At 63.9% G+C, this 13,098-nt stretch carries 9 protein-coding genes; 3 read left to right on the top strand and 6 right to left on the bottom strand.

All coding sequences use genetic code 11. The features are described 5' to 3' along the window. The first annotated feature begins 17 nt into the window (after window positions 1–17). Window positions 18–821: a 4-hydroxy-2-oxoheptanedioate aldolase gene (gene hpaI, locus ACS13N_RS16800; RefSeq protein ID WP_438932686.1), complete on the top strand. Its 804-nt coding sequence runs from the start codon at window positions 18–20 to the stop codon at window positions 819–821. A gap of 6 nt (window positions 822–827) precedes the next feature. On the opposite strand, the gene hpaR is transcribed toward hpaI, so the two are convergent. Continuing rightward, window positions 828–1,292, bottom strand: coding sequence for a homoprotocatechuate degradation operon regulator HpaR (gene hpaR / locus ACS13N_RS16795; RefSeq protein ID WP_438932685.1), 465 nt, complete (start codon window positions 1,290–1,292; stop codon window positions 828–830). A 12-nt stretch (window positions 1,293–1,304) separates the two neighbouring features. Next, window positions 1,305–2,114, bottom strand: coding sequence for an exodeoxyribonuclease III (gene xth, locus ACS13N_RS16790; RefSeq protein WP_438932684.1), 810 nt, complete (start codon window positions 2,112–2,114; stop codon window positions 1,305–1,307). A gap of 145 nt (window positions 2,115–2,259) precedes the next feature. Between xth and ACS13N_RS16785 the strand changes: the two genes are divergently transcribed. Further along, window positions 2,260–3,534 (top strand): amidohydrolase family protein, encoded by a 1,275-nt coding sequence (locus ACS13N_RS16785; RefSeq protein ID WP_438932683.1) that lies wholly within the window; start codon window positions 2,260–2,262, stop codon window positions 3,532–3,534. Between the two features lie 54 nt (window positions 3,535–3,588). On the opposite strand, the gene ACS13N_RS16780 is transcribed toward ACS13N_RS16785, so the two are convergent. The 4 genes from ACS13N_RS16780 to ACS13N_RS16765 all read right to left on the bottom strand — a co-directional run bounded on the left by ACS13N_RS16780 (window position 3,589) and on the right by ACS13N_RS16765 (window position 10,031). Then, window positions 3,589–5,691 carry a M3 family metallopeptidase gene (locus ACS13N_RS16780; RefSeq protein ID WP_438932682.1) on the bottom strand — a complete coding sequence of 701 codons (2,103 nt, stop codon included), beginning with the start codon at window positions 5,689–5,691 and terminating at the stop codon, window positions 3,589–3,591. A gap of 92 nt (window positions 5,692–5,783) precedes the next feature. Continuing rightward, window positions 5,784–6,653, bottom strand: coding sequence for a bifunctional methylenetetrahydrofolate dehydrogenase/methenyltetrahydrofolate cyclohydrolase FolD (gene folD / locus ACS13N_RS16775; RefSeq protein ID WP_438932681.1), 870 nt, complete (start codon window positions 6,651–6,653; stop codon window positions 5,784–5,786). Window positions 6,654–6,747: 94 nt separating this feature from the next. Continuing rightward, window positions 6,748–7,383, bottom strand: a complete 636-nt coding sequence (locus ACS13N_RS16770) for a response regulator transcription factor (protein ID WP_438932680.1) — start codon at window positions 7,381–7,383, stop codon at window positions 6,748–6,750. 47 nt (window positions 7,384–7,430) lie between these two features. After that, window positions 7,431–10,031, bottom strand: coding sequence for a PAS domain S-box protein (locus ACS13N_RS16765; RefSeq protein ID WP_438932679.1), 2,601 nt, complete (start codon window positions 10,029–10,031; stop codon window positions 7,431–7,433). A 282-nt stretch (window positions 10,032–10,313) separates the two neighbouring features. Here ACS13N_RS16765 and aceE point away from each other — a divergent pair, with 282 nt between their 5' ends. Then, window positions 10,314–13,004, top strand: coding sequence for a pyruvate dehydrogenase (acetyl-transferring), homodimeric type (gene aceE, locus ACS13N_RS16760; RefSeq protein WP_438932678.1), 2,691 nt, complete (start codon window positions 10,314–10,316; stop codon window positions 13,002–13,004). Window positions 13,005–13,098: the final 94 nt, after the last annotated feature.

Genomic DNA, 13,098 nt, shown 5'->3' with positions numbered 1-13,098 from the left:
CAAAGGATGTCCCCGTCATGCAGCTTCCGGTGAACCACTTCAAGCGCGCGTTGGCTGAGCGCCGCCCGCAGATCGGCCTGTGGCTGGCGATGACGCACCCGTATCCGGCAGAGATTGTCGCGGGGGCTGGCTTCGACTGGCTGCTGGTCGACAACGAGCACGCGCCGAACCAGTTGGAGTCGACGCTCGCGCAACTGCAGGCCCTCGCGCCGTATCCGTCGCACCCGATCGTGCGGCCCGCCTGGAACGATGCTGTAGAGATCAAGCGCCTGATGGACATCGGCGCGCAGACGCTGCTGGTGCCGATGGTGCAGAGCGCAAACGAAGCCCGTGCGGCTGTCGAGGCGATGCGTTATCCGCCCGAGGGCATTCGCGGCGTCGGTAGTGCGCTGGCACGCGCATCGCGCTGGAATCGCGTTGACGACTACCTGCGCCGCGCCAACGCGGAGATGTGCACGCTGGTGCAGGTGGAGACCACCGAAAGCCTGGCGCATCTCGATGCAATTCTTGCGGTGGATGGCGTGGATGGCGTGTTCATCGGTCCAGGCGATCTGGCCGCATCCATGGGCCATCTGGGCGAGCCCGGCCATCCGGAAGTCCGCAAGGCGATCGACGATGCGGTCCGCCGCATTGTGGCCTCGGGCAAAGCCGCAGGCATCTTGTCGGCCGATCAGGCGCAGGCCAGGCATTACCTGTCGCTTGGGGCGACCTTTGTCGCCGTCGGAACGGACGTGACGTTGCTGGCCCGCAGTGCCGAGCAACTCGCGCAGGCGTTTAAGGGCGAGGGCGCCAAGCCCCAGGCGGGCGGCAGCGTCTACTAAGGGGCGTTACTCGTCGCCGGTGAAGCGCGACATCGGCGTGTGTGTTTCCATCACCTGGATGGATTCGTCGATGGCGGCATAGAGCGAATCGAGCCTCGCGCGCCCGAGTTGAGCCTCGATGCGCGCGTACTCCGCATCCACCTGCGGCTCCACATCGGCCAGGAACCTGCGGCTTTTGGGCGTGAGCGAAATCACCTGCCGTCGCTGATCCACCGACGACTTCGTGCGCACGATCATCTCGGATTGCTCCATCGCCGCCAGCATCCGGGTCAGACTCGGACTGAGGATCAGGCACGCATCGGCGAGCTGGTTGGGCTCCATGTCGCCGGTGTCGTTGAGCGTACGCAGCACGCGCCACTGCTGCTCGGTGATGCCGTGCTCACGCAGGATCGGCCGAAAGCGCGCCATGAACGTCTCGCGTGCCCGCAGCAGCAGATGCGGCAGATTGCGGTGCTTGAAGGTGGATGCCATGCCGGTGCCGCCTTATGCGTCGCGCAAGGCTGCGACCACGGGCGTGTGGTCGGACGGCTGCTCCCAACCGCGCGGCACCTTGTCGATATGGCACGACTCGCACAGCTTGGCGAGCTCGGGCGACAGCATGATGTGGTCGATGCGCAGACCGGCGTTGCGCCTGAAGCCGAACATACGGTAGTCCCACCAAGAGAACAGCTTGTCTTCCTGCTCGAACATGCGGAAGGCATCGACCAGCCCGGCGCTTTCCATCGCCCGAAACGCCGCACGTTCTTCCGGCGACACCAGGTTCTGGCCTTCCCACTTCTTCGGGTCGTGCACGTCGCGGTCTTCCGGGGCGATGTTGAAATCGCCCAGCAGCATCAGGCGCGGATGCACTGCCATCTCGGCTGTCAGCCATGCCTGCAGCGCTTCAAGCCAGCGCAGCTTATAGACAAACTTGTCGGAATCGAGCGCCTGGCCGTTCGGGATGTAGGCCGAGATCACGCGGACCGGGCCGCCGGCCACGTCATACGTGGCCGCCACGATGCGCTGCTGGTCGTCGGCAAAACCGGGAATGTTCTTCACCACATCGCGGCCCTCGGGCACGGCAGCCTTGCGTGCGAGGATGGCGACGCCGTTGTAGGTCTTCTGGCCCGTGAACAGCGATGTATAGCCCGCGGCGTCCAGTTCCGCCAGCGGGTAGCGGTCATCGGGCAGCTTGAGTTCCTGCAGACAGAGCAGGTCGATGGGCGTGCCGTCAGCCTCGCGCTCGGCCAGCCATTGCAGCACCTGCGGCAGGCGGACTTTGAGGGAGTTGACGTTCCAAGTAGCGGCGCGCATGGGGGATTATTCCTTGCAAATCTAGTAGCGACGGCACATCCACGCGGCACCGTCCAAATCGAGCGATATTGTGCCATCAAGCGCCCATGCCGCCGCCATCAGCCGCTTGCGGTAGATTGGCACCCATGTTGCATAAGGAGCCTGCATGGATTTCGTGATTCGCAACGCCAATCTGCCCGACGGGCGTACTGGCATCGACATCGGCATCACCGCTGGACGGATCGAGGCCGTGCAGCCGCAGTTGCCTGCGCGCGGCACGCAGGAGTTCGACGCGGCCGGGGCGCTGGTCAGTCCGCCGTTCGTCGATGCGCACTTCCACATGGATGCGACCTTGTCGTACGGTTTGCCGCGCGTGAACCAGTCCGGCACGCTGCTTGAAGGTATCGCGCTGTGGAGCGAACTCAAGCCAACGCTTACGCAAGAGGCGTTGGTCGAACGCGCCTTGCACTACTGCGATTGGGCCGTCGCACGCGGTCTGCTGGCAATCCGATCCCACGTGGATGTGTGCGACTCGCGTCTGTTAGCCGTCGAGGCGTTACTGCACGTCAAGCGGCAGGTGGCGCCATATCTAGATCTGCAGCTTGTCGCCTTCCCGCAGGACGGTTTGCTGCGCAGCCCGGGCGCCTTCGACAACCTCAAGCGCGCTGTCAGCATGGGCGTGGATGTGATCGGCGGCATCCCGCATTTCGAACGAACGATGGCGGATGGTGCCGAGTCTGTTCGGCTGCTATGCGAATTCGCTGCCGAGTGCGGCTTGCGTGTCGATATGCACTGCGATGAGTCCGATGACCCGCTCTCGCGCCATATCGAAACACTTGCTGCGCAAACGCAGCGCCTGGGTTTGCAAGGCCGCGTGGCTGGCTCGCACCTCACGTCGATGCACTCGATGGACAACTACTACGTCAGCAAGCTGCTGCCGCTGATGCGCGAGGCGGGTGTGGCAGCGATTGCCAATCCGCTGATCAACATCACCCTGCAGGGGCGGTCCGATACGTATCCGAAGCGGCGTGGCATGACGCGCGTGCCGGAACTACTGGCGGCCGGTATCGACGTTGCCTTTGGCCACGACTGCGTGATGGACCCGTGGTACAGCCTGGGCTCTGGCGACATGCTGGAGGTTGCGCATATGGGTTTGCACGTCGCGCAGATGACCGGGCAGGACGCCATGCGCCAGTGTTTTGCAGCGGTGACGGAAACCCCCGCGCGCATCCTGGGGCTGGAGCGTTACGGCATCGCGCCGGGGTGCCATGCAGACCTGGTGGTGCTGGATGCACATGACCCGATCGAGGCGATCCGCTTGCGCGCAACGCGCACGCTGGTCATGCGGCGAGGCCAAGTGGTGGCTCGTACGCCGGCGCCGCATGCAACGCTGTCACTGCCGGGCCGGCCAGCGCATGTCGATTTCCGCCTCGCTCAATAAAAAACGCCGCTTCGGCTTGCGCGCGAAGCGGCGTTGTTCTTGCAACGTAGAACGTCAGGCCGCTTCCGCCACCATGCCGCCGTGGCGCAGCAGTGCATCGATGCTCGGCGCGCGACCTCGGAAGGCGGTGAACGATTCGATGGCCGGGCGGCTGCCACCCACTTCCAGCACTTCACGGCGGTAACGCGCGCCGGTTTCAGCGTCCAGCACCGTGCCGTTCAGTTTGCTGGCTTCCTCAAATGCCGCGTAGGCATCTGCCGACAGCACCTCAGCCCACTTGTAGCTGTAGTAGCCCGCCGCATAGCCACCTGCGAAGATGTGGCTGAACGTATTCGGCCAACGTGACAGCTCGGCCTGCGGCACCACGTGGAAGCGGTTGTTGACCTGGCGCGACAGCTCCAGCACCGACGTCGAACCCTTCGGGTCGAAATCCGTATGCAGATGCATATCGAACGTCGAGAACACGATCTGGCGCAGCGTCATCATGCCGTTCTGGAAGTTCTTCGCAGCCAGCATGCTGTCGTACAGCTTGCGCGGCAGCGGTTCGCCGGAATTCACATGGCGGGTCATACGCGAGAGCACCTCCCACTCCCAGCAGAAGTTCTCCATGAACTGCGAGGGCAGCTCCACCGCATCCCATTCCACGCCGTTGATGCCGGACACGCCCAGCTCATCCACGCGCGTGAGCATGTGGTGCAGGCCATGGCCGAATTCATGGAAGAGGGTGATGACTTCGTCGTGCGTGAACAGCGCGGGTTTGTCGCCGACCGGGCCGGAGAAGTTGCAGGTCAGGTAGGCCACGGGGGTTTGCACACGTGCATCAGCCAACGCCTTGCGACCGCGCGCGTCGTCCATCCAGGCTCCACCGCGCTTGCCGTCGCGGGCGTACAGGTCGATGTAGAACTGCGCGAGCAGTTCGCCCTGTGCCGATTCGACGCGGAAGAAGCGCACGTCCGGATGCCACACCGCAGCTTCTTCGGGGCGGATCTTGACCGAGAACAGCGTCTGCACAACGTTGAACAGGCCATCCAGCACCGCCGGTTCGGGGAAGTACTGCTTCACCTCCTGCTCGGAGAACGCATAGCGTGCCTCACGCAGTTTTTCCGAGGCGTAGGCCATGTCCCATGGTTCGAGCTTGTCGATGCTGAGCGTGGTCTTGGCGAACGCCTGCAGCTCTTCCCAATCCTTCTCGGCGAAGGGGCGGGCACGGTCGGCCAGTTCACTCAGGAAGCGCAGCACGTCTTCCGGCGAATCCGCCATTTTCGGCACGAGCGAGACCTCGCCAAAGTTGCGGTAGCCGAGCATGTGGGCTTCTTCCGTACGCAGCGCAAGCTGTTCGGCCATGTTGGCAGTGTTGTCCCACTCCGCCTTGCCGCCGCCGTACTGGGCGGCCAGCTCGGAGGCGCGCGTCACGTTGGCTTCGTACAGCGTGCGACGCAGCGCGCGGTCGTCTGCGTACTGCAGCACCGGGAAGTACGACGGGAAGTGCAGCGTGAACTTCCAGCCAGTGGCGTTTGGGTTGTCGCGGCGGGCGGCTTCCTGCGCGGCTTGCTTGGCGTCGTCGGGCAGGCCGGCCAGGCGGGCTTCGTCGTCGATCAGCAGGGCGTAGGCATTGGTGGCATCCAGCACGTGGTCGCTGAAGGCCTTGGTCAGTTGCGCCTGCTGTTCCTGGATGGCGGCAAAACGCGGCTTCTGGTCTTCCGGCAATTCGGCGCCGCCCAGGCGGAAGCCGCGCAGTTCGTTGTCGAGCAGCTTTTTGCGCGCGGAAGTTAGTGTGGCGTATTCGGCGCCTTGCGCGATGGCTTTGTACTTCTCGAACAGTTCAAGGTCTTGGCCCAGACCCGACCAGAATTCAGTCACGCGCGGCAGGTTGGCGGCGTGCGCCTCGCGCAGCGCGGGCGTGTCGGCCACGGCGCTCAGGTGGCTGACGATGCCCCAGGCGCGGCCCAGCGGCTCGGTGGCGTCTTCCAGCGCGGTGACAACGGTATTCCAGGCGGCGGGTGTGGCCGGGTCCTTGACCTTGGCGACGGCCGCCGCTGCGCGCTCAAGCAGCACGTCGATGGCCGGCGTGATGTGCTCGGGGCGGAGATCCGCAAAGCGCGGCAGACCGGAGAAATCGAGCAGCGGATTGTTGGCTTGGAGCGAAATGTCGGTCATGGCGGGCTCAGTAGGAAAAATCGGGGACAAAAAAAGCGTCCGATCCATCAGGTTGGGACGCTTTTCTCAATTCCAACAGGATCAGGTGAAGCTTACGCCGCCAGCGAGGCTCCCGCGGCAACACGTTCAGCGGCTTCCAGGGTGTTGATCAGCAGCATGGTGATCGTCATCGGGCCGACGCCGCCCGGCACCGGGGTGATGTAGCCCGCGACTTCCTTCACGCGGGCAAAGTCGACGTCGCCGCAGAGCTTGCCGGCATCGTCGCGGTTCATGCCCACGTCGATGACGACGGCGCCCGGCTTGACCATGTCTGCGGTGATGATGTTGCGGCGGCCGACGGCGGCCACGATGATGTCGGCCTCACGCGTGTGGGCGGCCAGGTCGCGCGTCTTGCTGTTGCAGATCGTGATCGTGGCGCCGGCCTGCAGTAGCAGCATCGCCATCGGCTTGCCGACGATGTTCGAGGCGCCCACCACCACGGCGTTGGCGCCGCGCACCGGGTAGTTGACCGATTCCAGCATCTTCATGCAGCCGTACGGCGTGCACGGGCGGAACAGCGGGGCGCCGGTCATCAGCGCGCCGGCGTTGGCCACGTGGAAGCCGTCGACGTCCTTTTCAGGTGCGATGGCTTCGAGCACCTTGTGGCTGTCGATGTGCTTGGGCAGCGGAAGCTGGACCAGGATGCCGTGGATGCGCGGGTCGCGGTTCAGGGCGTCGATGCGGCCGAGCAGGTCGGCTTCGGTCAGGTCAGCGGGGTAGCGGTCGAAGACGGACAGGAAACCGTTGTCTTCGCATGCCTTGATCTTGTTGCGGACGTAGACCTGGCTGGCCGGGTCTTCGCCGACAAGGATGACGGCCAGGCCGGGCTGGTGGCCGCTCGCGGTGAGAGCGGCGGCGCGTTGTGCGGCTTCGGCGCGGAGTTGCTTGGCAAGCGCGTTGCCGTCAATAAGTTGGGCGGTCATGGCTGGGCGGAGGAGGGAGAGGGCAAACCGCAATTATAAATCGGCGCCTCTCTTCCAGCCGCCCGGGTTGCTCACAACCGGCCCACAAAATGAATCAGCTATTGCGCGAGAGTGCCAGGCGCAGCAGGTCGGCGACCGTGTTCACGTTGAGCTTTTCCATGATGTTGGCGCGGTGCGCCTCCACCGTCTTGATGGAAATACCCAGATCGTCAGCGATTTGCTTGTTCAGGCGGCCGGCAACGATGCGCTCCAGGACCTGCTGCTCACGCGTGGTCAGGCGGCCAAGCAGGTCCTTGGCGGCCTTCTGCTCGCGTGCGGCGGAGTCTTCCGAGCGGGCCTTGCTGAGCATGCGCTCGACCAGTTCGCGCAGTTCCGATTCGTCAAACGGTTTTTCGATGAAGTCGACCGCGCCTTTCTTCATGGTCGACACCGCCATCGGCACGTCGCCGTGGCCGGTCACGAAGACGATCGGCAGGCGGCTGTTTTCGGCCATGAGGCGGTCTTGCAGCTCGGGGCCGCTCATGCCCTGCATGCGCACGTCGAGGATCAGGCAGCCGACGCCTTCGGCGCGCTTGTCGTCCACGAGAAATTCTTCAGCACTGCGGTAGGTGCGCACGGTGTAGCCGTTGCCCTCGAGCAGCCACGTCAATGAGTCACGCATGGCTTCATCGTCGTCGACGACGAACACGGTTTCGTTGCGCGGAGCAACTGCTGTGGGCGTTGTGCTCATGGAGAGTCCTCGGTCTACGTTCTGTTTTAAAAACGATTTACAGCGGATTACAGCGGATTCAGCGGCAGGATGATTTTAAACGTACAGCCGATGCCATCGGCATTGTTTTCTACCCAGAGCCTGCCGAGGTGGGATTCTATGATGGAGCGGCAGATGTTCAGGCCCATGCCCATGCCGTCGGATTTGGTGCTGAAGAAGGGCTCGAACAGGCGTTCCTTGGTGCTGTCGTCCACGCCCGGGCCCTGGTCGATGACCTCGATCAGCACGGAGTTTTCCGGGTCGTCGATCAGGTTGGCGTGCAGGCGCAGGACGCTCGCGGCGCGCAGGCGCGGGTGGGCCGCCATGGCTTCGGCGGCGTTCTTGAGCAGGTTGACCAGCACCTGCTCGATCAGCACCGGGTCGACATACAGATGCGGCAGCTCCGCCGGCAGGCGCGTGAGGATGGTGATGCCGCGGCGCGTGGCTTCCAGCTCGGCCAAGCCGACGGCATCGGCCACGATGTCGCGCAGATCCGATTCGCGCCGCTGCGGTTGGCTGCGTTTCACGAAGCCGCGGATGCGCTGGATGATCGTGCCGGCACGCACCGCCTGGGCGGAGGTTTTCTCCAGCACGGGAATCAGTTCTTCCGCCGTGCTGCGACCGCTCTTCAGGCGACCGACCGCACCCATGCAGTAGTTGTTGATGGCCGCCAGCGGCTGGTTCAGCTCGTGTGCCAACGACGATGCCATCTCGCCCATGGTCGTCAGGCGGCTGGTGAACTGCAGGCGCTCTTCGTGCTGGCGCGTCATTTCTTCGGCGGCCTTGCGCACGGTGATGTCGGTGGCGATCTGCATCTGCGCGAGATGGCCGTCCACCCATTGGATGTAGCGGCGGCGCACTTCAAACCATTTCTGCATCGCTGGGACGTAGATTTCGCGCGCATCGGCAGCATGCGGTGTCAACTCGGAGGCGGGCAGGCCTGCGTAGCCGTCCACCATGTCGAGCGCATCGCTGGACACGTCTTCCGTATTGACATCCTGCCCAGAGAGCTGCAGATGGCCGAACGCCTCCCAGCCGAACAGCTGGCGGTAGTAGCGGTTGGCAAACAGCAGCTCGGCCTTGTCGGTGGAGAGCACGGAGACGGCGGCGTCCAGACTCTCCAGCACGGTGGTGAATCGATCGTGCGCGGCGGCCAGGTCTTCGCGCGCGCGCTTCGGTTCGGTAATGTCGGTGATCGAACTCATCCAGCCGGTGTGCCGGCCACGCGCATCGATCAGCGGGGAAACGTACATCCGCGCATAGAAGCTCGTGCCGTCGCGGCGCATCATGCGCAGTTCCATACCGTTGGCCGGGGCCTTGCCGCGCAGGGTCAACTCGATGTGCTTCTGCATCTCGCCGATTTCGTTGGGCGGCCAGTACGGGAAGGGCGGCATGCGGCCAACCAGTTCCGCCTCTGTCCAGCCGATCATGCGGCAGAACGCGGGGTTGACGTAGGTGATGCGGCCGTTGAGGTCGAGCGCGCGCATGCCGATCACCATGGAGTTTTCCATGGCGCGGCGGAACGAGGTTTCCGCCAGCAGGGCACGCTGCGCTTCCGAGCGGCGGCTGGTGTGTCGCCAGACGCTCCACAAGCTCCAGATCACGAAGCACGACAGGCCCGCCACCAGCCACATCAGCATGTTGTTGGGCAGGTTGGACGGCGCCGGATACGCCTCGGCCCGCAGCGACAGCGAGTGTCCCGGCGGGTCCAGCAGCACCTCGTACGAGGCCGCAGCTTTTGGCACCGGCCGCAGCGACGTGCTGGCGCGGATCACATTGTTCTTGTCGACCAGGGAAAACCGGTAGCGGTCCGTCAACTCGCCCGGCAGCAGTTGCGTGAGGATGCCCGTGACCGAGTACATCGCACCCACCGTGCCGAGGAACTCGTTGTCCCGCACGATCGGCACTTCCATCAGCATGAAGCTCTCGCCGCGCTCATTCTGGATCGGGCGGGAATAGACGGCACGCTGCGTCTCACGCGCGGCGTCATAGGCGGACTGGATCTCGGCTTCGAGCGGGTGATCGCGCGTCTCGCGCACCCGGGTGACGAACTCAGAGCTGGCCGGGAAGGCCCAGCGTGGGCGGCGCGTGGCGTCTAGCCAGTTGATGAAGACCAACTCGGGGTTCTCGCGCAGCAGTTGGCGCGCGGCGTCGCGGTAGGCACTCGGGTCGAGTTGCGCGGCGCCAATGTCGCGGGCCAGCGCAGCGACCTGATCCTGATTGCTCTGCAGGGACAAGCGCACCTTCTGCTCGGCCCAGGCGGCATCGCGGTAGAGGGCGTCGCGCTGCTGCTGCACCTCGGTGGCGTGCAACTGATACAGGATGAAGATCATCGCGCCGGCGAACAGGACGATCGCCACCAGCGGAATGAACATGAACCAGTTGGTCGTCCACAGCCGGCTCAGGCGCGTCATCCACAGGCGGCGCGGCACGTTGGGGCGCGAGCCTTCATCGGGCGGCAGCTCGGGCGCGGGCACTGCTGCGTGTACAGAGGCAGGCGCGGCAGGCGTCGGCGGCTCGGACAATTCGGACAGTTCAGACGACCGGGCCGGGTCCTGCTGGGCGTGGCGGGGGGAAAGCATGATGGGCGGACGAACGCCGGAATTCTGCGGAGGTAAAGGTGTGGACATCTGTGCAACTGCGCAAAACCAAGTGTAACGGCAATTAACCTGCTGGTCGCTTGGGGAAACCGCTTGGTGACGCACATTTCGGCAGCAGGGAAATGCTGCGCTGCAGCGTTAAAAGTGATTTGTTTTGCAGTGCCACAATATTCCGCATTATAAAAAACCATATCGCAATTTGAAAATTCCGCTTGTGCTGCATTTGCGGGTGCCCATAGAATCAGCGCAAAAGTTGGGGTACCCCCAATCTAAAGAGACGCACCTACCGTTACTGCTACCAAGGAGACCGCCATGTCGGCCGTACCAGAACAAGTCCTGGGCGCCACGAGCGCCAGCGACGTCGATCCCCAGGAAACCAAGGAATGGCTGGAGGCGCTGCAAGGCGTCATCGGCGCGGAAGGCCCGCAGCGCGCGGCGTTCCTCCTAGATAAGCAGATCGAGTACGCGCGCATCAACGGCGTGACCTCGCCGCTGCACGCAGAAACCCCCTATATCAATACGATTCCGGTCGAGAACCAGGACCGCATTCCCGGCGACCAGGAAATCGAGCACCGCATCCGTTCGTACACGCGCTGGAACGCCATGGCGATGGTGCTGCGCGCGAACAAGGACACCAACGTCGGTGGCCACATCTCGTCGTTTGCGTCGGCAGCCACGCTGTATGACGTCGGTTACAACCACTTCTGGCACGCCCCGTCGGACAAGCACGGCGGCGACATGGTCTTCGTGCAGGGCCACTCGGCGCCGGGCGTGTACTCGCGCGCCTTCCTGCTGGGCCGCCTGACCGAAAACCAGCTCGACAGCTTCCGCCAGGAAGTGGACGGCCACGGTATCTCGTCGTATCCGCACCCGTGGCTGATGCCGGATTTCTGGCAGTTCCCGACCGTGTCGATGGGCCTGGGCCCGATCATGGCGATCTACCAGGCGCGCTTCACCAAGTACCTGGCCAGCCGTGGCCTGATCCAGAACTGGGAAAACCGCAAGGTCTGGGCCTTCCTGGGCGACGGCGAAACCGACGAGCCGGAATCGCTGGGCGCGATCGGCATGGCCGGCCGTGAAAAGCTGGACAACCTCGTCTTCGTGATCAACTGCAACCTGCAGCGCCTGGACGGCCCGGTGCGCGGCAACGGCAAGATCATTCAAGAGCTGGAGTCCGAATTCCGCGGTGCCGGCTGGAACGTCATCAAGGTGATCTGGGGCAGCCGCTGGGATCAACTGCTGGCGCGCGACACCAAGGGCCTGCTGATGAGCCGCATGATGGAATGCGTCGACGGCGAGTACCAGACCTTCAAGTCGAAGAGCGGCGCCTACGTGCGCGAGCACTTCTTCAACACGCCGGAACTCAAGGCCATGGTGGCCGACTGGTCCGACGACGATATCTGGGCGCTGAACCGCGGCGGCCATGATCCGCACAAGATTTACGCGGCATTCCAATCGGCGAGCAACCACAAGGGCCAGCCGACCGTCATCCTCGCCAAGACCATCAAGGGTTATGGCATGGGCGAAGCCGGCGAAGCGATGAACATCGCCCACCAGCAGAAGAAGATGCCGGTGGACGCTATCCGCAAGCTGCGCGATCGCTTCAACATCCCGGTGGCTGACGACCAGCTCGAGAAGGTTCCGTACGTCAAGTTCGAGGAAGGCTCGAAGGAACTCGAATACATGCGCAAGGCCCGTCTGGACCTGGGCGGCTACCTGCCGGCCCGTCGTCAGAAGGCGGACCCGCTGCAAGTGCCGGCACTGTCGGCATTCGACGCGCTGCTCAAGGCCACCGGTGAAGGCCGCGAAGTGTCCACCACGATGGCCTTCGTGCGCATTCTGAACATCCTGCTGAAGGACAAGAACGTCGGTAAGCACGTCGTGCCCATCGTGCCGGATGAGTCGCGCACATTCGGTATGGAAGGTCTGTTCCGCCAGGTCGGTATCTGGAACCAGGAAGGCCAGAAGTACGTGCCGCAGGATCACGACCAGCTGATGTTCTACAAGGAATCGCAGACGGGTCAGGTGCTGCAGGAAGGCATCAACGAAGCCGGCGCCATGTGCGACTGGATCGCGGCCGCCACGTCGTATTCGACGCATGGCGTGGCGATGATCCCGTTCTACATCTACTACTCGATGTTCGGCATCCAGCGTATCGGCGATCTCTGCTGGGCTGCTGGCGACATGCGCTCGCGTGGCTTCCTGCTGGGCGGCACCGCTGGCCGCACCACGCTGAACGGCGAAGGCCTGCAGCACGAAGACGGCCACTCGCACGTGTACCACGCTGCCATCCCGAACTGCATCTCGTATGACCCGACCTTCCAGTACGAACTGGCGGTGGTGATGCAAGACGGCCTGCGCCGCATGTATGTCGAGCAGGAAGACGTCTATTACTACTTGACGGTGATGAACGAGAACTACGAACACCCGGAAATGCCGGCGGGTGTCGAGGCCGACATCATCAAGGGGATGTACCAGTTCAAGAAGGGCGTCGAGAACAGCAACGCACCGCGCGTGCAACTGCTGGGTTCGGGCACGATCTTCCGCGAGGTGATCGCTGCCGCCGAGCTGCTCAAGAAGGATTGGGGCGTCGAGTCCGACCTGTGGGGCTGCCCGAGCTTTACCGAGCTGGCCCGCGAAGGCAACGCCACCGCGCGCTGGAACCTGCTCAACCCGACCGAACCGCAACGTGAGTCGCACGTCGAGAAGCTGCTCAAGAACGCACGCGGCCCGGTCATCGCATCGACCGACTACGTCCGTACCTTCGCCGAGCAGATCCGCGCCTTCGTGCCGCGTCGCTACGTGGTGCTGGGCACCGACGGCTTTGGCCGCTCGGATACCCGCGAGAAGCTGCGCCACTTCTTCGAGGTGGATCGCTACTGGGTGACGGTTGCGTCGCTCAAGGCACTCGCCGATGAAGGCGTGCTGCCGCGCGAAAAGGTGGCCGAGGCACTGAAGAAGTACAACCTCGATCCGAACAAGCCCAACCCGATGACCGTATAACGGAGCCGCCGGGCGCGCAGGTCGCGTCCCGGCCGGGCACCGCCCCGACAGACTTTCCGCGTAGTGCATTTGCCTGCACGATGCGGTAGCCTGC

The sequence above is a fragment of the Ralstonia sp. 24A2 genome, from assembly GCF_051783885.1.
Lineage (GTDB): Bacteria > Pseudomonadota > Gammaproteobacteria > Burkholderiales > Burkholderiaceae > Ralstonia.
This window is presented reverse-complemented; position numbering and strand designations above follow the sequence as displayed.